The sequence below is a fragment of the Mesorhizobium sp. M0678 genome, assembly GCF_040320505.1.
GTDB lineage: Bacteria > Pseudomonadota > Alphaproteobacteria > Rhizobiales > Rhizobiaceae > Mesorhizobium.
Window position 1 is genome coordinate 204,578 of sequence record NZ_JAMYPT010000003.1, and the last position, 20,317, is coordinate 224,894.

General features: G+C 62.2%; 13 protein-coding genes. 3 read left to right on the top strand and 10 right to left on the bottom strand.

The features are described 5' to 3' along the window. Nucleotides 1-349 precede the first annotated feature (349 nt). Together NKI29_RS07525 and NKI29_RS07530 are read left to right on the top strand one after the other, a co-directional pair. Nucleotides 350-829 carry a TadE family protein gene (locus NKI29_RS07525; RefSeq protein WP_352618589.1) on the top strand — a complete coding sequence of 160 codons (480 nt, stop codon included), beginning with the start codon at nucleotides 350-352 and terminating at the stop codon, nucleotides 827-829. Between the two features lies 1 nt (nucleotide 830). Then, the gene (locus NKI29_RS07530) at nucleotides 831-2,615 is read left to right on the top strand and encodes a pilus assembly protein TadG-related protein (protein WP_352795765.1); all 1,785 of its coding nucleotides are present in this window, start codon (nucleotides 831-833) and stop codon (nucleotides 2,613-2,615) included. A gap of 16 nt (nucleotides 2,616-2,631) precedes the next feature. Here the strand turns inward: NKI29_RS07530 and bglA are convergent, their stop codons facing one another. The 10 genes from bglA to NKI29_RS07580 all read right to left on the bottom strand — a co-directional run bounded on the left by bglA (nucleotide 2,632) and on the right by NKI29_RS07580 (nucleotide 18,857). Continuing rightward, a complete protein-coding gene (gene bglA, locus NKI29_RS07535; RefSeq protein WP_352756502.1) occupies nucleotides 2,632-4,260 on the bottom strand; it encodes a beta-galactosidase BglA in 1,629 nt (542 codons plus the stop codon). Beyond that, nucleotides 4,250-6,256: a glycogen debranching protein GlgX gene (glgX, locus tag NKI29_RS07540; RefSeq protein WP_352569903.1), complete on the bottom strand. Its 2,007-nt coding sequence runs from the start codon at nucleotides 6,254-6,256 to the stop codon at nucleotides 4,250-4,252. The genes bglA and glgX overlap by 11 nt, the downstream gene beginning before the upstream one ends. A 244-nt stretch (nucleotides 6,257-6,500) precedes the next feature. Next, nucleotides 6,501-8,129, bottom strand: a complete 1,629-nt coding sequence (locus tag NKI29_RS07545; protein WP_352569904.1) for an alpha-D-glucose phosphate-specific phosphoglucomutase — start codon at nucleotides 8,127-8,129, stop codon at nucleotides 6,501-6,503. A gap of 3 nt (nucleotides 8,130-8,132) precedes the next feature. Further along, complete coding sequence (gene glgA / locus NKI29_RS07550; RefSeq protein ID WP_352645774.1) at nucleotides 8,133-9,578, bottom strand: glycogen synthase GlgA; 1,446 nt, start codon at nucleotides 9,576-9,578, stop codon at nucleotides 8,133-8,135. A 3-nt stretch (nucleotides 9,579-9,581) separates the two neighbouring features. Then, a complete protein-coding gene (gene glgC / locus NKI29_RS07555; RefSeq protein ID WP_254819896.1) occupies nucleotides 9,582-10,847 on the bottom strand; it encodes a glucose-1-phosphate adenylyltransferase in 1,266 nt (421 codons plus the stop codon). 35 nt (nucleotides 10,848-10,882) lie between these two features. After that, a complete protein-coding gene (glgB, locus tag NKI29_RS07560; protein WP_352795766.1) occupies nucleotides 10,883-13,096 on the bottom strand; it encodes a 1,4-alpha-glucan branching protein GlgB in 2,214 nt (737 codons plus the stop codon). 146 nt (nucleotides 13,097-13,242) lie between these two features. Then, nucleotides 13,243-15,711: a glycogen/starch/alpha-glucan phosphorylase gene (locus NKI29_RS07565; RefSeq protein WP_023679304.1), complete on the bottom strand. Its 2,469-nt coding sequence runs from the start codon at nucleotides 15,709-15,711 to the stop codon at nucleotides 13,243-13,245. Between the two features lie 173 nt (nucleotides 15,712-15,884). Beyond that, a complete protein-coding gene (locus NKI29_RS07570) occupies nucleotides 15,885-16,673 on the bottom strand; it encodes an ATP-binding cassette domain-containing protein (protein ID WP_023679303.1) in 789 nt (262 codons plus the stop codon). Beyond that, nucleotides 16,670-17,752: an ABC transporter permease gene (locus NKI29_RS07575; RefSeq protein WP_023679302.1), complete on the bottom strand. Its 1,083-nt coding sequence runs from the start codon at nucleotides 17,750-17,752 to the stop codon at nucleotides 16,670-16,672. Before NKI29_RS07575 ends, NKI29_RS07570 begins: the two co-directional genes overlap by 4 nt. 88 nt (nucleotides 17,753-17,840) lie before the next feature. Then, on the bottom strand, nucleotides 17,841-18,857 hold the full coding sequence (locus NKI29_RS07580; RefSeq protein WP_352449223.1) for a sugar ABC transporter substrate-binding protein: 1,017 nt from the start codon (nucleotides 18,855-18,857) through the stop codon (nucleotides 17,841-17,843). A gap of 229 nt (nucleotides 18,858-19,086) precedes the next feature. Here NKI29_RS07580 and NKI29_RS07585 point away from each other — a divergent pair, with 229 nt between their 5' ends. Further along, nucleotides 19,087-20,316, top strand: coding sequence for an ROK family transcriptional regulator (locus tag NKI29_RS07585; RefSeq protein ID WP_352569909.1), 1,230 nt, complete (start codon nucleotides 19,087-19,089; stop codon nucleotides 20,314-20,316). Nucleotide 20,317: the final 1 nt, after the last annotated feature.

Here is a 20,317-nt window from a genome sequence, read left to right on the forward strand (position 1 = left end):
CGTCTCTAAGTGTTGACGCCCCGAAACCGATTGGTTGGTTCCTTTCGAGCGCGCAGCCGGTTCCCTTTTCCGGCAGCTGGTGGCCAAACAGTAACGTGGAGATTTTTTATTTCAACAGACTCTCGGGGTCACCCAAAGTAAGGGGGCCGGGGCAGTCGTTTTGCGGGCGGCCAATCAATGGTCGAAACCATGAGTTTGACTGGGTTTCCCGGCCAGAACGCCGATCTGGGAAATAATCTGGCCGATCATTTCAGTTTACCGGAATGTATTAATTGGTTCTTAGGCAACCAAGGGTTACAAACTTCGATGGGATCGGCACATCGACCTTGGGTTCCAACGGGCAAGGGCAATGAACAAGATAGACAGTAATACTGTCGCATTGAAGCGTAAAATATTGCGCCAAGTACGGACGAATCTACGCAAAATTGGAGAAGAGTCCGGAACTTCCGCGGTCGAGTTCGCCCTGCTTTCCCCAATCTTTATCCTTCTTTTGCTCGGAATGGTTGCATATGGTATCTATTTTGGTGCAAGCAACTCCTTGCAGCAAATCGCCGCCGATGCCGCCCGCACCGCAATTGCCGGATTGAATCAAACCGAGCGCCAGGCGCTGGTGGCGAGTTTCGTCAAAAACAATGCCAGTGGATACCCGTTCGTCGATTCCGGCAAGCTGACCTATCAGGCGACGGACAGCACGGCCGACGGAAATCAGTTCGTCGTGTCGATCCAGTACGATGCCAGCAACCTGCCGATCTGGAACCTGTTGCCCAGCCTTGCGATGCCGCAAACCACGATCTCACGCAGGTCGACCATCAGGATTGGAGGCATTTGAAATGTCGCAGTTCTTGCTGAGGGGCATCGGGCGGATCGCTCGCTCGATGGTTGGCGACGAGAAGGCGAACTTTGCCGTCATGACGGCGCTGATAGCACCGTTCGCGCTGGGGTTGGCGGCCTTCGCTGTCGACGAAGGTTCGATCTACACGGAGCGCAGGGAAGCCCAGGCGATGACCGATCTGGCGGCGATCACCGCGGCGTCGAACATCAACAATATGGAAGCCGCGGCGGTAACCACGCTCAGTGACAACCGAATGCCCGGCATCATTGTTCAAAAGGCAGGTCAGACAATCGTTCCCACGGTTGGCAAAACCGTCGTGTCGGTCACCGGCGGCCGATACTCAGCGGCGTCCTCCGTTGGTGTCGACAAGCGCTTCGAAGCCGGCAAAACGCCTTACAACGCCGTTCGCGTCACTCTGCGAAAAATCCCCGCCCGGTATTTCGCCAGTTCGCTCATCCCTACTCCGGTTGTCGGCACCGAAGCCATTGCCAGTGTGACCCCGCAAGCGATGTTCTCGGTCGGGTCCAGGCTCCTCAGCGTCAATGGCGGCATCCTCAACGCGCTTCTCAGCAAGTTGCTGGGCGCCAACATTTCGCTCAGCGTCATGGACTACAACGCGCTGATCTCGGCCGATGTAAACGTGCTTTCGTTCGTCGATGCCCTTGCCGTACAGTTGCAACTGACAGGTGTCAGCTATTCCGACGTGCTGGCGTCAAAAGCGACGGTAGGCCAGATCGCGACCGCCATGGCCAATGCGTCCGGGTCGGGCAGCGCCAGCAAACTTGTGCTGCAGACGATCGCGTCGAGGGCCACCAACACGGTCAAGATACCCCTAAGTCATCTTATCGACCTTGGCTCGATCGGCAGGCTCGGCCTCGGACAAAAGTCTCCCGGCTTTTCCGTCGACGCAAGCGCGATGGGCATGCTGGGTGCCGCCGCCTCGCTGGCCAATGGCTCAAACCAGGTCCAGGTCGATCTCGGCGCCACTATTCCGGGACTTACCTCCACCACGCTCGCCATCGCCATCGGTGAACCGATGCAATACTCACCCTGGCTGGCCGTCGGGGAAAAAGGCACCGTGGTGCGCACCGCGCAGACGCGCATCAAGCTGGTCACCACAGTGGGCATCGGCAATTCCAATCTCGGCGGCGGCATCAGCCTGCTGTCCGTCAACCTGCCTCTGCATGTCGAAGTCGCCTATGCGGAAGCCAAGCTAACCGACATCAGCTGCCCGACGGGCCGGCCGGATAGCATCAAGGTTTCGATCGCCGCGCAGCCTGGCGTGGCCTCGCTGCACCTTGCCACCAGCGACGCCGACAACAACCCATCGGCCTTCGCCGATTTCAGCAATCCGCAATCGTTCTCCGATGCCACGATTGCCCAGGTAAGCGTGAAGCTTCTGCTGCTTACCCTCAATCTGCTCGATGTGAAGGGTTCTTCATCACTTGCCATCACCAACAACGATCCGACCACATTGACGTTCGACAGCACCGATATCGCCAACAAGACGATAAAAACTGTCGCCACAAAAAACCTGACGCAATCACTCACGACATCGCTGGTCAGCGGCCTCTCGCTCTCGGTCAATGCACTGGGCCTCGGGCTGGACGTGACGGCCCTGCTCGGAACGGTGAAGCCGGCGGTGGTAACGGTTCTGAACGGCGTGACGGCGCCGGTCGACGAACTGGTCTATAACGTGCTTGCAGCTGTCGGCGTGCATGTCGGCGAGGCCGATGTGCGGGTTGTCGGCGCGACTTGCGGGCGCTCCGTGCTCGTTCAATGAGATAATGAAATAGAGCTCAGCCGATCCGGCCGAGGAAGCAGCCCAGCGGCGGCAGCGACAGAGTTCTTTCCTGCAAGACGCCGGCAGCACCGCCAAGGTCTATCGGCCCTATCGCTTCCAGATCCGGTGGCAATTGCCAGCCGGCCGGCTCGTCGGCGAAATTGAAGACACAGAGCAGCTTTTCGTCACCGCCTTCGCGAATGAAAGCAAGGACGTCGCCTTCGGCATCGAGGAACCGGATCGAGCCTCGAACCAGCGCCGGATGCTGCTTGCGCAAGGCCAGCATCGCCCGGTAGCTCGCCAGGACGGAGGTTTGCTCGCCGTCCTGGACGTCGACCGCCTGGGCGCGATGGCTTGCCGGGACCGGAAGCCACGGCTTGCCGGTCGAAAAGCCGGCATTGTCGGCGCCAGCCTCCCAGACCATCGGCGTTCGGCACCCATCCCGTCCCTTGATTGCCGGCCAGAAGCGGATGCCGAAGGGATCGCGCAAATCCTCGAACGGCAGTTCGGCCTCCTCCAGCCCGAGTTCTTCGCCCTGGTAGAGGCAGATCGATCCGCGCAGGCAAGAAAGCAGCACGATCGAGAATTTCGCCACCCTGTCCGGATCGCCGCCCGGCCTTGTCCATCGACTGACATGGCGCACGACATCGTGGTTGGAGAACGCCCAGCAAACCCAGCCGTCGAACACCTTACTCTCGAAGGCCTCGACACAGCCACGCACATGCGACGCCGAGAATTGCGGGCCGAGCAGGTCGAACGTGTAGGACATTTGGAGCTTGTCGCCACCGCCGGTATAGGCGGCGAGCGTCTGCAAGGAACGAGTTTCGTCGCCAATCTCGCCGACAGCGACGCGGTCTTCATATTCGTCAAGCAAGGCCCGGAAGCGCCTGAGGAAAGCAAGGTTTTCCGGCTGGCTCTTGTCGAACAGATGCTCCTGATAGAGATAGGGGCTGGTTGCCGTATTGGTGCCGGCGACGCTTTCCGCCAAAGGCGGGTTGCTGCGCAGCCAGCGGTCGTGGACGTAATAGTTGACCGTATCCAGCCGGAAACCGTCGACGCCGCGCTCGAGCCAGAACCGCACCGTTTCCAGCAAGGCGTCCTGCACCTGCGGGTTGTGGAAATTCAGGTCCGGCTGCGAGGCGAGGAAATTGTGCAGGTAATATTGCCTGCGCGTTGCGTCCCATTCCCAGGCCGGGCCGCCGAAAAGCGACAGCCAGTTGTTGGGGGCGGTGCCGTCGGGCTTCGCATCGGCCCAGACGTACCAGTCGGCCTTGGGGTTGTCGCGGCTCGTGCGGCTTTCGACGAACCATTCGTGCCGATCCGACGAGTGCGACAAGACCTGATCGATGATCACCTTCAGGCCGAGCCGGTGTGCCTCGGCAACCAGCGCGTCGAAATCCTCTGATGTGCCGAACATCGGATCGACGGCGCAGTAATCCGAAACGTCGTAGCCCATATCGGCCATTGGCGACTTGAAGAAAGGCGACAGCCAAACCGCGTCGACACCCAGCGATGCGACATGGGCCAGCCTCGAGGTGATGCCGCGGAGATCGCCGCTGCCGTCGCCTGTCGTATCCTGGAAGGAGCGCGGGTAGATCTGACAGATGACGCAGCCGCGCCACCATTCGGCATTGTCAGCCATCATGGCTCTCCCCTGCGCCCGCCCGCGCTGTCCTGCTTTCGATCATGAACAGGACCGTTCGCCCAGGCACCGGCCGCGAGATATCGCTACTATCCGGTTCGATAGCTGGGCGCCAAAGAAAACCCGCCCGTTCCGGCAGCGTGAACATGCAGGCCCGGCGGTCGCCGTTGATGATCACCGCAAGGCGACTGTTCTCACCGCTCCCGAGAACCAGGACCAGCCGGTGCCGCCTGGCATCGTGCCAGGCGGCCTCGTCGAGCGGCATGCCGGTTTCCGTCAGCCAGGCTACGTCTGGGATTTCCGAGCCCGCAGGCGGTTCTCCGGTCAGGAACGTTGTGTCCAAGAGCGCCGGCACGACACGACGCATCCTGGCGAGCAGAGCCGTATGGTGCTCGAGCGCCAGGTCGCGCCCGGCCCAGTCGAGCCAGGTGATGTCATTGTCCTGCGCGTAGGCGTTGTTGTTGCCGCGCTGCGTGCGGCCGAACTCGTCGCCGGCCGTCAGCATGATCGTGCCGCGCGAGGCAAAGAGCGTCGCCAGCAGCGCGCACTGGTCATCGAAACGGGCCGTAACGATTGACTGGTCGCCGGTCTCGCCCTCGAGGCCATTGTTCCAGGACAGGTTGTCGTCGTGACCATCGCGGTTCTGTTCGCCATTGGCCTCATTGTGCTTGTGCTCATAGGCAACGATATCAGCCAGCGTCATGCCGTCATGCGCGGCGATGAAGTTGATGCTGCGGCTCGTTGTCTGGCCTGGTTTGGCAAAGACATCGGACGAACCAGCAAGCCGCGTCGCCAAGGCACCGACAATGCCGCCGTCGCCGCGCCAGAAACGGCGGATATCGTCACGGCATTTGTCGTTCCATTCGAGGAAGGGCGGCGGAAAATTGCCGAGCTGATAGCCATCCGGTCCGATATCCCAAGGCTCGGCGATCAGCACCCGGTCGCCAAGAACAGGATCTTTGCGAATGGCGTTCAGCAGCGGCGCATCGGCGTCGAAAACGCCGTCGACCCGACCCAGAACGGGCGCCAGATCGAAGCGGAAACCGTCGACGCCGGCATGGCGGACAAAGTGACGAAGCGTGTCGAGAACCATTTCCCGGACGACTTGATGATCGCACGCAACCGTATTGCCGGTTCCGGTGTCATTGACCAGAGCGCCGTCCGGCTCGTGCCGATAATAGGCGCGGCTGTCGAGGCCGCGCAGCGACAATGTCGGGCCGAGCCGGTCGCTTTCGCCGGTGTGGTTGAACACAAGGTCGAGAATGGTGCCGATGCCGGCCTCGCGCAGCGCGGCGACCGTTCCGCGCAACTCGGCCAGACCGCCGGGCGCCAGTCGCGGATCGAGCGCCATGAAGGTCACGGGATTATAACCCCAGGCGTTGCGCAGACCGAGCGGCGGTAAATGCCGTTCGTCGATCGATGCAGTCACCGGCATCAACTCAATGGCTGCCACGCCGAGTTTTTGCAGATGCTCGACAACGAGGGGGTGAGCGAGCGCTCCAATGGTGCCGCGTTGCTTCTCGGGAATGTCCGAATGCAGCTTTGTGAAGGCGCGTACCGGCACTTCGTAGATGAGGCCGCCGGACCGAAACAGAGGCGGCAAGGCAGGCAAGGGTTCCGGCAAGGCGCCAGCAATGGCCTTCGGCATCAGCGACGCCGTGTCGGCCCCCGCGCCACGGCGGGCGGCTAGCCGGCCGTCATAGGCATAGGGCCTGTCGATCTCGACGGCATAGGGATCGGCCAGCAGCTTGTCGGGATCGAACCAGAGACCGTGTTCCGGCGCGTAGTCGCCATCGGCGCGGAACCCGTATCGGGTGCCGGCGGCGAGACCGGCAACAAAAAGTGCGTGGACGCCCTCGCCTTCCGACTGGAGTTCCAGCCGGTCGATTTCGCGGTTGCCGTGTTCGTCGAAAATCGAGACCCAGATGCGCCGAGCCGACGAGGACCATGCGGCGAAGCGGATACCTTCCTTGGTGATAGTTGCGCCGAGTTGGCTCACGCGCGCTCACAGCAGCAAGTCGTAGACAGTTTGAGGCGTTGCCATAGCTCCCCCTTCTCCCCTTGTGGGGGAAGGTGTCGCCGACGGATGAGGGGTGCTCCAGCTTGGCACCCACGGCGATCCGTCCAACACCCCTCAACCGTCTCGGCGCTACGCGCCGATCCACCGCTCGGGGGCGAGCCACGGGTCTCGCCCCGTCCTTCGGACCCCACAAGGGGAGAAGGAAAGGCGCGCCGCTCTAGGCTCACGTAATCACGCTCGGCTTGGCGCGGCCGGTATGGCTGAGAATCCCGGCAATGTCGTCGGCCGCCACGATCAGATCGGCAAGTGCCTCCTGGGTGTCGAGATCGTGGCGGTTCTTGTCCGGCTCGTAGCGCTCGACATAAAGCCGCAGCGTCGCGCCCGAGGTGCCGGTGCCGGACAGGCGGAAGACGACGCGTGAGCCGCCTTCGAACAACACCCTGATGCCCTGGTTCTTGCTGACCGAGCCGTCGACCGGATCGTGATAGGCGAAATCATCGGCGCTGGCGATCGTCATGCCGCGCACGCTGGTGCCAGGCAGCGAGCCGAGCTTGGCGCGCAGCTCGTCGACAAGCGCGTTGGCACGATCGATCTCGACCTCCTCGTAGTCGTGGCGCGAATAATAGTTACGGCCATAGGCCGCCCAATGCTGGGTGACGATCTGCTTGGCGCTTTCGCCGCGCACGGCAAGGATGTTGAGCCATAAAAGCACAGCCCACAGGCCGTCCTTTTCGCGGACATGGTTGGAGCCGGTCCCCGCACTCTCCTCGCCGCAGATCGTTGCCATGCCGGCATCGAGCAGATTGCCGAAAAATTTCCAGCCGGTCGGCGTCTCGTAGATGCCGATGCCGAGCTTTTCGGCGACCCGGTCGGCAGCACCGCTGGTCGGCATCGAGCGGGCGATGCCTTTCAGCCCGGCCTTGTAGCCCGGCGCCAGATGGGCGTTGGCGGCGAGCATCGCCACCGAATCAGACGGGGTGATGAAAATTCCCTTGCCGATGATCAGGTTGCGGTCGCCGTCGCCATCTGAGGCGGCGCCAAAGTCTGGCGCATCCGGCCCCATCATCTCGTCGTAGAGGTGTTTTGCATGCACCAGATTGGGATCGGGATGATGGCCGCCGAAATCCGGCAGCGGAATGAAATTGCGGGCGGTGCCGTTGGGCGCGCCGAGCCGGTTTTCGAGGATCTCCTTGGCGTAGGGGCCGGTCACCGCATGCATGGCGTCGAAGCGCATGCGGAAGCCCGACTTGAACAGCGCCCGCAATGCGTCGAAATCGAACAGGCTTTCCATCAGTTCGGCATAGTCGGCGACAGGATCGATGATTTCGACGGTCATGTCCCCCGTCTTGACCGTGCCGATCGTGTCGATGTCGACCTGCCCGATATCGGCGATCTTGAAGCTTGAAATCGCCTTGGTTTTTTCGAAGATCGCGTCGGTCAGCTTTTCCGGCGCCGGGCCGCCATTGCCGGCATTGTACTTGATGCCGAAATCCTCATGCGGGCCACCCGGATTGTGGCTAGCCGACAGGATGATGCCGCCAAAGGTCTTGTATTTGCGGATGACATGCGAAGCGGCCGGCGTCGACAAGATGCCGCCCTGCCCGACCATCACCTTGCCGAAGCCGTTTGCCGCGGCCATGGCGATGGCCTTCTGGATGACCTCGCGGTTATAGAAGCGGCCGTCGCCGCCGATCACCAGGGTTTTGCCCTCGAACCCGTCCAGCGCATCGAAGATCGACTGGATGAAGTTCTCGGCATAGTGCTCCTGCTGGAACACCGGGACTTTCTTGCGCAGCCCGGAGGTGCCGGGCTTCTGGTCGGGATGGGGTTTGGTGGCGACGGTGCGGATCATCAGTCAGGCAGCCCTTTTCGAAAGCAGCAAGCGATAGTGTTGGACATATTTTTCGGCGCTTTTGTCCCACGAAACGTCGGCCTTCATGCCTTGCCGCTGCATCGACGTCCACACTGCGGGATTGGCGTGCGCCTCGACAAGGCGGCGGACGGCGTGCAGCAAGGCGGCGGCATTGGCGGGCGCAAACTGGAAACCGGTCGCAACGCCGGCAGAGATGGCGGCTTCGTTGGCATCGATGATCGTGTCGGCAAGGCCCCCGGTACGGGCGACGACCGGCACGCAGCCATAGCGCAGGCCGTAAAGCTGTGTCAGCCCGCAAGGTTCGAAGCGCGATGGGATAATGATTGCGTCGCAGCCGCCCTGCATGGTGTGGGAGAGCCCCTCGTCATAGCCGACGACGACGCCGATGCGACCGCGATTGCGGGCTGCGGCGGCAAGCAATGCGCCTTCGAGCCCGGCATCGCCGGAGCCGAGGATCGCCAGCCGCGCACCTCTTGCAACGATGCCGTCGACGGCCGCCGCCAATATGTCCATGCCCTTTTGCCAGGTCAAACGGCTGATGACGCAGACGATCGGGCTGTCATCGCGATCGAGGCTGAAGCGGTCCTCGACCGCGGCCTTGTTGGGCATTCGCGCCTTAAGCGTCTTTGCCGTGTAGTTGGAGACCAGATGCTTGTCGGTTTCCGGGTTCCATATCTCGGTATCGATGCCGTTGACGATGCCATGGAGATCGACGGAGCGCATGTTGATCAGGCCGTCGAGGCCCATGCCGAATTCAGGCAAGCGGATTTCCTGCGCATAGGTCGGGCTGACCGTGGTGATCGCCCAGGCGGCCTGCAGGCCGGCCTTGAGGAAGCCGACGCCGCCGTAATATTCGACGCCGTCGAGCGCCATCGCCGCTGCCGGCAGGCCAAGCTCGCCAAAAATGCCGGCGCCGAACTGACCCTGGAAGGCGAGGTTGTGCACGGTGATCATCGACGGCGTGCCGACCGCCTTGCCGTAGCGCATGTAGGCGAGCGACATTGCCGACTGCCAGTCATGGGCATGGACGATATCGGGCAGGTAGCCCGAGATGGAGCCCCCGGCGATGTCACCGCCTACCTGGCTCAAGGCAGCGAACCGCCGCCAATTGTCCGGCCAGTCGGCGCCGGCCGCGTTGCCGTATGGACCGCCGGGGCGGTCGAAAAGATGCGGCGCGTCGAGCACGAACAGGTCGAGGCCGGCGATCTGGACGGCGTGCACCGACGCCTTGCCGCCCTGCAGCAGCGGATATTGCTGAACCGCCTTCTTTTTCTTGAAGGCGCCCATCACCTGCGGGTAGCCGGGGACGAGCGTGCGCATGGTGACGCCCTTGCCGGCCAATGCCATGGGCAAGGCGCCGGTCACGTCGGCGAGCCCGCCCGTCTTGACCAGCGGAAAGATCTCGGGCGCCACCGACAGAACCTGCATGCACTACGATCCCAGCCTGTTGATCATGTCCTGCGTGACGAGGCAGATGCCTTTTTCCGAAACGCGGAAACGCTTGGCGTCGAGGACAGGATCCTCGCCGACCACCAGCCCCTCCGGGATCCTGACGCCGTGATCGATGACCACGCGCTTCAGCCTGGCGTTGCGGCCGACATGGACGTCCGGCAGCATGACGACCTCCTCCAGCGTCGAATAGGAATTGATGCGCGCGCCGGTGAAGATCAGGCTTCGCTTCAGCGAAGCGCCCGAAACGATGCAATCGCCCGACACGAGAGACGACACGGCCGACCCGCGGCGGCCATCCTCGTCATGCACGAACTTTGCCGGCGGCTTCAACTCGGCATAAGTCCAGATCGGCCAGTCGCGGTCGTAAAGGTCGAGTTCCGGCGTGATGTCGGTCAGGTCGATATTGGCCTCCCAATAGGCGTCGACCGTTCCGACGTCGCGCCAATAGGCCTCGTTCTCGGCGGTCGAGCGCACGCAGGATTTGGCGAAGCGATGGGCGATCGCCTTTCCGTGCTCGACGATGTAGGGGATGATGTCCTTGCCGAAGTCGCGGCTCGAGCCGGGCTCCGCCGCATCGCGACGCAATTGCTCCATCAGGAACTTGGTCTTGAACACATAGATGCCCATCGAGGCCAGCGCAAAATCCGGCTTGTCGGGAATGCCTGGCGGATCGGCGGGCTTTTCGATGAAGGAGATAATGGTGTCCTTGGGATCGACATGCATGACGCCGAAGCCGGTGGCTTCCATGCGCGGCACTTCGAGGCAGCCGACGGTGACATCGGCGCCGGCCTCGACATGCTGGCGCAGCATCATTTCGTAGTCCATCTTGTAGACGTGGTCGCCGGCCAGGATGACCATGTATTCCGGCCCATAGGCCTCGATGATGTCGATGTTCTGGTAAACGGCGTCGGCGGTGCCCTCGTACCATTGCGTTTCCGACACACGCTGGCTGGCCGGCAGGATATCGAAACTCTCGTTGCGCTCGGGCCGCAGGAAGTTCCAACCGCGCTGCAGGTGGCGGATCAGCGAATGCGCCTTGTACTGGGTGGCGACGCCGAGGCGGCGGATACCGGAATTGAGCGCATTGGACAGCGCGAAATCGATGATGCGGGTCTTGCCGCCGAAATAGACCGCCGGCTTGGCCCGGCGGTCGGTCAGTTCCTTGAGCCGGCTGCCACGGCCGCCGGCCAGCACATAAGCCATGGCGTCGCGTGCCAGCGGCTGTGTTCGTTTTATTTCAGCCATTCCTATCCTCCCAGGTTAGATGCTCCAGACATAGCTCAGTCCGGGACGAATTCGAGCATGATCGTCGACAGCGGCGGCAAAAGCATCGTCGCCGAAATGCCTCCTCCTTCCGCCTGAGCCTCGACGCCGCCGCTATTGCCCTTGCCGGAACCGCCATAATCCGTGGCATCGGTGTTGATGATCTCGCGCCATTTTCCGGCGTGCGGCAACGGCACGCGGTAATTGTCGCGCGGCACCGGCGTGAAATTGGAAATGACCGCGACCGGGTTGCCGCCCGGCGCGCTGCGCAGCCAGGCAAATACTGAGTTCGCGCTGTCGTCGACGATCAGCCAGGAAAAGCCCTCCGGCTCGCAGTCGCGGGCATGCAGCGCGGGGCGCGAGCGGTAGAGATAGTTGAGATCGCGCACCGTCTGCCAGACGCCGCGGTGGAGCCGGAAATCGAGCAGGTTCCAGTCGAGCGCGCGCCCCTCGCTCCACTCGCGGCGCTGTGCGAACTCCTGGCCCATGAACAACAGCTTCTTGCCGGGATAACCCCACATGAACGCGTAATAGGCGCGCAGCGTCGCGAATTTCTGCCAGTCGTCGCCGGCCATCTTGTTGAGCAGCGTGCCCTTGCCGTGCACCACTTCGTCATGGGACAGCGGCAGCACGAAATTCTCGCTGAAGGCGTAGACCAGACCGAAGGTGATGTCGTTGTGGTGATGCTTGCGGAAGATCGGCTCCTTGGAGAAATACTCCAAAGTGTCATGCATGAAGCCCATGTTCCATTTAAAACCGAAGCCCAGTCCGCCTTCATGCACCGGCTGCGAGACTTTCGGCCACGAGGTCGATTCCTCGGCGATGGTCATCACACCTGGATGGTGGCCGTAGACCTCCTTGTTCATACGCTGCAGGAAGCTGACCGCTTCGAGGTTCTCCCGCCCGCCCTTCTCGTTGGGAATCCATTCACCGGCCTTGCGCGAATAATCGAGATAAAGCATCGAGGCGACCGCATCGACGCGCAGTCCGTCGACGTGATATTTCTCGGCCCAGAACAGCGCATTGTTGACTAGGAACGAAATCACTTCGCGGCGCCCAAAATTATAGATCGCGGTGTTCCAGTCGGGATGGAAGCCCTTGCGCGGATCGGCATGTTCGTAGAGCGCGGTACCGTCGAACTTTGCCAGACCGTGTTCGTCAACCGGGAAATGCGCCGGCACCCAGTCGAGGATGACGCCGATGCCTGCACGGTGGGCGCCGTCGACGAAGCGGGCAAAACCGTCCGGATCGCCAAAGCGGGCAGTCGGCGCATAAAGACCCGTCGTCTGGTAGCCCCAGGACGGGTCATAAGGGTGTTCGGAGATCGGCATGAATTCAATGTGGGTAAAACCGGTCTCGACCACGTAAGGGATCAGCCTGTCGGCGAGTTCATCCCACGACAGGAAGCTGCCGTCGTCGTGAAGCCGCCATGACCCGGCATGGACCTCGTAGATCGATACGGCTTCGCGCCTGTGGTCGGCATTGCGCCAGTAGTTCCGGTGCGCCTCGTCACCCCATTCATGCGCCGGCGGCAATGCCGTCACCGAGGCGGTGGCCGGGCGCAGTTCGGACTTGAAGGCGAACGGATCGGCTTTGAGCGGCAATCTCACGCCATCCGGCCCGATGATTTCATACTTATACGGGCGGCCAGCGCCGATGTCGGGAATGAACAGCTCCCAGATGCCGGTGTCGCGGCGGACGCGCATGGTATGCCTGCGGCCGTCCCACTCGTTGAAGTCGCCGACCACCGAGACGCGCCTTGCATTGGGCGCCCACACCGCAAAATGCACACCCGATGCACCTTCATGGTCGATGAGATGGGCGCCGAGCTTGTCGAACAGCCTGAGATGCGACCCTTCGGCGATGTAATAATCGTCCATCGGGCCGAGCACGGGACCGAAGGAATATGGATTGGTCAGCCACCAGTCACCGCCGGAATTCCTGGCGTGATAGCGCAGCGGCTGGCGTTTGCGCAGCGACAGTTTGCCTTCGAAGAAACCGCGGTCGTCGCGTCTCGACAGCTCGCCGGCCTTCTTGCCGGTCAGCGTATATGCGGTGACGAACTCGGCATGAGGGACGAAGCAGCGGGCGACAAAGCCCTTTCCCGCCTCATGCACGCCAAGCACGGCAAACGGATCGCCGTGCGTGCCGGCGACAATCGCCGCGACATCGCCGGCTGGCGCCAGTCCGTCCGGCCCGCTTGTCGCAACGGTCGCGCGCGGCTTGCTCATCAGGCAGTGACCCTCCCCGGGCACCAAGTGTATGTTTCTAGTGGAGTTTTGAATTCGACATTCGCATGCCGCCTTACCCTCCAAGGGATGCGAGGGTCAAATCCACTCCACTAGGACCACATTGTTCGTGGCCACATGCAATCATATCAGGCGGGCACGTGCCATATGTCTTTCGCATATTGGCGGATCGTTCGATCGGACGAGAACCAGCCGACGCGCGCGACATTGCGGATGGCTCTGGCGTACCAGTCCGGGCTGTTGCGCCAGACGGCATCGACGTCGCGCTGGGTGGCGGCGTAGGCATCGAAATCCGCGGCGACCATGAACCAGTCGCTCTGGTAAAGACCGTTGATCAGGTCGCGATAACGGTCCGGATCGTCAGGTGAAAAGACTCCGGATGAAACCGCGGCCAGCGCCTGCGCCAATTCAGGCGATCCCTCGATCACAGCGCGCGGATCGTAACCATTGTTGCGTCGCTCGGCGACCTCATCGGTGGTCAGGCCGAAGATGAAGATATTGTCGTCGCCCACGCATTCCTTGATCTCGACATTGGCGCCGTCGAGCGTGCCGATGGTCAGCGCGCCGTTCAGCGCGAACTTCATGTTGCCGGTGCCGGACGCTTCCATGCCGGCAGTCGATATCTGCTCCGAAAGATCGGCGGCCGGCATCATGATCTCGGCCAGGCTGACATTGTAGTTCGGCACGAATACCACTTTCAGCAAGCCGCGCACCGCCGGGTCGCGGTTGATGACCCGGGCGACGTCATTGGCAAGTTTGATGATCAGCTTGGCGTTGTGATAGCTGGGCGCCGCCTTGCCGCCGAAGAATTTGACGCGAGGCATCCAGTCGCGCTCCGGATGCGAGCGGATCTGGTCGTAAAGCGCGACCGCTTCGAGAATGTTCAAGAGCTGGCGCTTGTATTCGTGGATGCGCTTGACCTGGATGTCGAACAGCGCCGATGGGTCGACCTTGATGCCGAGCCGGTCGGCAACGAGCTTGGCAAGCCTCGTCTTGTTCGCCCGTTTGACGGCGGCGAACTTGTCGCGGAAGGCTGCGTCCTCAGCGAAAGGATCAAGCCGCTTTATCTCGTCGATGTCGTCGAGGAAGCCGTCGCCAATCGCCTCTCGGGTGAGTGCAGTGAGGCCGGGATTGCACTGTATCAGCCAGCGCCGCGGTGTGATCCCGTTGGTCTTGTTGTTGATGCGATCCGGGTAGAGCCTGTGGAGGTCGGCAAACACCGTCTCCTTCATCAATTCTGTATGCAGTGCCGACACGCCGTTGATCGAGTGCGAGCCGACAAAGGCCAGATTGCCCATACGCACGCGGCGATCGCCATTTTCCTGGATCAGCGAGATGCGGCTGATCTGCTCGTCCGAGAACTGGTCGGAGGCGCGCGCCTCGAGCAGCACCTCGGCGTTGATGGCGTAGACGATCTGCATGTGGCGCGGCAACAGCCGCTCGAACAGCGGCACGGGCCAGCTTTCCAGCGCTTCGGGAAGGAGCGTGTGGTTGGTGTAGCCGAAGGTGCGCTTGGTGATGCTCCAGGCCTGGTCGAAATCCATGCCGTGGACATCCATCAACAGGCGCATCAGCTCGGCTACGGCGATCGCCGGATGGGTGTCGTTGAGATGGATCGCCGCCTTGTCGGGCAGCGATTGCAGGTCGCCATACTGGCTGAGATGACGCTGGACGATGTCCTGCAGCGAGGCGGTGGAGAAGAAATACTCCTGCCTGAGCCGCAACTCCTGGCCCGCCTTGTGGGAATCGGCCGGGTAAAGGACGCGCGACAACGCATCGGCCTTGTTGCTTTCGGCGAGCGCGCCGATGTGATCGCCGGCGTTGAACTTGTCGAGCAGGATCGGGTCGACCGGCATGCCGGACCACAGACGCAGCGTGTTGACGCGGTTGGCCCGCCAGCCGACAACCGGCGTATCATAGGCGACTGCCAGAACATGTTCGGTCGGCTTCCAGACGTGGCGCTCGAGCCGGCCGTCCTTCGACGTGACCGATTCTACCGAGCCGCCGAAGCCGACCTCGAAGGAGCGTTCGCGGCGCTCGAACTCCCAGGGATTGCCGTGATCGAGCCATGTCTCGGGCAGCTCCACCTGCCAGCCGTCATGGATCTCCTGCCGAAACATGCCGTTGGCGTAGCGGATGCCGTAGCCATGCGCGGGGATATTGACGGTCGCCATGCTTTCCATGAAGCAGGCGGCGAGCCGGCCAAGACCGCCATTGCCAAGGGCAGCGTCCGGTTCGAGCGCAGCAATGATGTCGAGGTCGACGCCAAGCGACGACAGCGCCTCGCGCATATTGTCCATCAGGCCGAGATTGGAGAAGGCATCGCGCATCAGGCGGCCGATGAGGAATTCCAGTGACAGGTAGTAGACGCGCTTTTCCTGCTGGGCGTAGGCCTCTTGGGTCGCCTGCATCCAGTGATCGACTATGCGGTCGCGTACAACCTTGATCGAGGCGGTGAGCCAATCGTACTGGGTTGCAACGTTGGTGCCCTTGCCGACCCTGTATTTGAGGGCTTGCAAGACTTCCTCGGCGAGCGTCTTGGGATCCGGGTTTTTGAGCGTGGGCAGAGGAGCTTCGGTTGTCATCGCGCGCGTCATGCTGCCTCTCGTGACGTTGCCAGGATCATGCGGCTTTCACCATCTCTGCCAATGCTAGTGCATCCCACCGGATGTTCAATCGATTCGGGTGATCGCAAGCCGGGTTGCCCTGCGGCAATTTGGCCGTGAAACACCGCGTTGGGCGCCCTCCGCGACGGGCCTCAAGTTCTTGCTCAGGCCGCCAGCGCCGCTTCCGGCGGCACCTTGGCGCCGGTCATGAAGGCGACCGCGTCGGACATCGTATACTGCTTCGGATCGATGACGCAGAGGCGACGGCCGAGCCGGTGAATGTGGATGCGGTCCGCCACCTCGAAAACATGCGGCATGTTGTGTGAAATCAGCACGATCGGCAGGCCACGCCGTTTGACGTCGAGGATCAGTTCGAGCACGCGGCGGCTCTCCTTGACGCCGAGCGCGGCGGTCGGCTCATCCATGATGACCATCTTCGAGCCGAAGGCGGCGGCACGCGCCACCGCCACGCCTTGGCGCTGGCCGCCCGAAAGCGTTTCCACCGCCTGGCTGATGTTCTGGATCGTCATCAGGCCAAGCTCCGTGAGCTTGTCGCGGGCACGCTTTTCCATCGCCGGACGGTCGAGCATGCGCAGCCATTCACCGAGGAACCCCGGCTTGCGGATCTCCCGGCCGAGGAACATGTTGTCGGCGATCGACAGCGCCGGCGACAGCGCCAGGTTCTGGTAGACGGTCTCGATGCCGGCCTCGCGGGCCTCCATCGGCGATTTGAAGGCAATGGGCTTGCCTTCAAGCCGTATCTCACCTTCGTCCGGGGTGACCGCTCCGGAAATGGCTTTGATAAGCGATGACTTGCCGGCGCCGTTGTCGCCAATGACAGCAAGGATTTCCCCCGGATAGAGGTCGAAGTCTGCGCTGTCGAGAGCGGTGACGCGGCCGTAGCGCTTGACCAGGCTGCGCGCGGTAAGGATCGGTTCGTGAGTTTGGTTCATGCCGAGATCTTCCTGATCCACTGGTCGATACCAACAGCGATGATGATAAGGGCTCCGACGGACAATTGCGTCCATTGCGGGTCTGTCCCCCAAAGCCTGAGGCCGAGCGCGAACACGCCGACGATCAGCGCACCGAAGATGGTCCCGAGGATGGAGCCGCGGCCGCCGAACAGCGAAGTGCCGCCGATCACCACGGCGGTAATCGAATTGATGTTCTCGAACTGCCCGGCCTGCGGCGAGACCGATCCGATGCGTCCGATCAGGGCCCAGCCGGCGATGGCGCAAATGATACCAGTCAGCGTGTAGACCGCGACCAGCATCCGGCTGACGCGCACACCCGACAGTTCCGCGGCCTCCGGGTCGTCGCCCACCGCATAGACATGCCGGCCCCACGCGGTGTGATTGAGCACGTACCAGGCAATTGCCGCCATGATCAGCACCAACAGCACGCCATAGGTGAAGACGGCGCCGCCGATCCTGAACGATCCGCCGAAAAACTGCAGCAGCGGCGCCGTCGTCTCGAGATCCTGGCTGCGGATGGTCTCGTTACCGGAATAGATGAAGTTGATGGCAGCGTAGATCGACCAGGTGCCGAGCGTCACGATGAAGGGCGGCAGTTTCACCCAGGCGATGAGAATGCCGTTGATCAAGCCGCAAATCGCGCCGACAAGCAGCCCGACGGCAACGGCCACCGGCGCTGGGACACCGTAGTGCATGGCAAACTGGCCCATGACGACCGAGCTCAGCACCATGATGGCGCCGACGGACAGGTCGATGCCGGCGGTGAGCACCACCAGTGTCTGCGCGATGCCGACCATGCCGGTTATCGCCACCTGCTGGAGGATCAGGGTGAGGGTGAAAGGAGAAAAGAAGCGTCCGCCGACGACGACTGCGAACAGAGCCACCGAGATGATCAGGATGATCAGCGGCACCATGGCAGGGCTTTTGTGCAAGCGGTGTTGGATGCTCTCCAGCGTCGAGCGGGAATGCGTCTCGAATGAAGCGACGCTGGTGTCGCTAGTGGCCAGGACCGTCTCGAATTCCTGCGGTCCCTTGCTCCTGGTTGTTTCGACGCTCAAGTCGACCTCCCGCCTGTGATGTGGAGCGGCCGAAACCGCTCCACATTCTCTATTGTTCTTTTGAAGTTGAGCCGATCAGGGGATCAAATCAACCCCAGCACTTGCTGAGGCCTTGCTTCGTGTCGATGGATTCGATGCCGGCGGCAGGCTTGTCGGTGATCAGCGTCACGCCGGTGTTGTAGAAGTTCAGACCGGGCGACGGCTCAGGCTTCTTGCCGCTGTCGGCAAAGGTCTTAATCGCCTCGATGCCGAGCGAGGCCATGAGCAGTGGATATTGCTGTGAAGTGGCGCCGATCACGCCCTCGGCAACGTTCTTGACACCCGGGCAGCCGCCATCGACCGAGACAATCAGGACGTCCTTCTCCTTGCCGACGGCCTTCAGCGCCTGGTAGGCGCCCGCGGCCGCAGGTTCGTTGATGGTGTAGACGACGTTGATATCCGGATCCTTCTGCAGGCAATTCTCCATGGCAGTGTGCCCGCCATCCTCATTGCCGCTCGACAGATCGTGACAGACATTGCGTGCGTCGGTTTCGTCGCCGATCTTGTTGGGGTCGCCGAGGTCGATGCCGAAGCCCTTCATGAAGCCTTGATCACGCTGCACGTCGACAGAGGGCTGGCTGGCGATAAGATCCATGTAGGCGATGTGCGCGTCCTTGGCCTTGTCGCCCAAGGTGGCCTTTGCCCAGGAGCCGATAAGCTCGCCGGCCTTGAAATTGTCGGTCGCAAACGTCGCATCCGCGGCGTCGGCAGGCTCGAGCTGGGTGTCCAGAGCGATCACCAGCACCCCTGCATCACGCGCCTTCTTCACCGCCGGCACGATGGCCGCAGTGTCGGTGGCGGTGATCAAAATGCCCTTGGCGCCGTCGGCGATGCAGGATTCGATCGCCGCAACCTGGCCCTCATTGTCACCTTCCGCCTTGCCGGCGTAGGCCTTCAGATCGACACCAATTTCCTTGGCTTTCGCGGCGGCACCTTCCTTCATCTTGACGAAGAAGGGATTGGTGTCGGTCTTGGTGATCAAGCAGGCGCCGACCCCGGCGGCCGATGCCGTTGACGCAAAGGCCATCAGGCTCAGTCCGGCCGCGGCAAACACGGTGGATTTCAACAGTTTTGACGTGGTCACGATTTTCCTCCCATGGAACCATTTAGGATGCCGGCCAACCGGCACCTGCAGCGCGTCCGACGAAATCTCCCAGTGTCGACGCCGATCTCAAGAGACACCAGTCCGCCAGCACTGTCAATAATTAAATCACTCTTATTTATTATTGACATCGCAGGATTGTTCACCCACTCTAGACCAAAAGCATTGAGGGGAAACGACGGGAGGAACAGGGGTGGAGACCGGCGTTACGAGGCACGGTTCGCCCGATGCGGCCGAAAGCCGTCTGCACCGCGGCACCAATCAAAGCGGCATGCGGGACCACAATGAGCGGCTGGTGCTGTCGCTGGTGCGTCAGCACGGCAGCCTGGCCAAATCCGATATTGCGCGCATGACGGGCCTTTCGGCGCAGACAGTGTCCGTCATCATGCGCGAGCTGGAGGAGGACGACCTGCTCGTCCGCCAGGCGCCGTTGCGCGGCAAGATCGGCCAGCCCTCGATACCCATGGCGCTCAATCCCGACGGCGCCTATTTCATCGGCCTGAAGATCGGCCGCCGCAGCGCCGAGCTGGTGCTGATCGATTTCCTCGGCAATGTGCGCTCGATGCTGCAGCATTCGTACCGCTATCCGGCGCCGCGCGAGACGGTGGAATTCGTCACGAGCGGCATGAAGAAGATGCGCGGCGAACTCACCCCTGCGCAGGACAAACGCATCGCCGGGCTTGGCATCGCCATGCCGTTCGAATTGTGGAACTGGGCCGATACCGCCGGCGCGCCGCGTGAAATCATGGACGAATGGCGCCATCGCGACATCCGCGCCGACATCCAGGCGCAATGCGAATTTCCAGTCTATCTGCAGAACGATGCCACCTCGGCCTGCGGCGCCGAGCTCGTGTTCGGCCACGCGGCGGGCGCGGCGCGCGATTTCGTCTATTTCTACATCGGCGCCTTTGCTGGCGGCGGCATCGTGCTGAACGGCCGGCTGTTTGGCGGCCCAACCGGCAATGCCGGCGCGCTGGGCTCAATGCCGGTGCCCGGGCCTGACGGCAAGCCGACGCAGTTGATTGACGTGGCGTCGATCGCCATGCTGGAGAAGGCGCTCAACGCACGCGGCGTCGAGGCCTCGCATCTGTGGACATCACCGGGGGACTGGGGCGAGATCGGTGCCGAGCTCGACGACTGGATCGCCAGCGCTTCGCAGGCGCTCGCTTATGCCATTGTGGCGGCGTCCTCTGTCATCGATTTCGAAGCGGCGGTGATCGACGGATGGATGCCGCTCGGCGTGCGCCGGCGGCTTGTCGATGCTGTCATCGAAGCCATCGGCAGGATCGACGGCGAAGGCCTGAGGCTGCCGGCCGTTCGCGAGGGAACGGTCGGCATCCATGCGCGGGCGCTGGGTGGCGCCAGCCTGCCGCTGTCGGAGCGCTTCCTCATCGGCTCGACCACGATTTCCCGGAGCTTCTGAG

Bases quoted from the DNA above. Each gene is read 5' to 3' on its own strand.
- glgA (WP_352645774.1), bottom strand. From the start codon at position 9,578: ATGCAGGTTCTGTCGGTGGCGCCCGAGATCTTTCCGCTGGTCAAGACG.
- NKI29_RS07525 (WP_352618589.1), top strand. From the start codon at position 350: ATGAACAAGATAGACAGTAATACTGTCGCATTGAAGCGTAAAATATTG.
- glgB (WP_352795766.1), bottom strand. From the start codon at position 13,096: ATGAGCAAGCCGCGCGCGACCGTTGCGACAAGCGGGCCGGACGGACTG.
- bglA (WP_352756502.1), bottom strand. From the start codon at position 4,260: ATGATGGCTGACAATGCCGAATGGTGGCGCGGCTGCGTCATCTGTCAG.
- NKI29_RS07565 (WP_023679304.1), bottom strand. From the start codon at position 15,711: ATGACGCGCGCGATGACAACCGAAGCTCCTCTGCCCACGCTCAAAAAC.
- NKI29_RS07545 (WP_352569904.1), bottom strand. From the start codon at position 8,129: ATGATCCGCACCGTCGCCACCAAACCCCATCCCGACCAGAAGCCCGGC.
- glgC (WP_254819896.1), bottom strand. From the start codon at position 10,847: ATGGCTGAAATAAAACGAACACAGCCGCTGGCACGCGACGCCATGGCT.
- NKI29_RS07570 (WP_023679303.1), bottom strand. From the start codon at position 16,673: ATGAACCAAACTCACGAACCGATCCTTACCGCGCGCAGCCTGGTCAAG.
- NKI29_RS07530 (WP_352795765.1), top strand. From the start codon at position 831: ATGTCGCAGTTCTTGCTGAGGGGCATCGGGCGGATCGCTCGCTCGATG.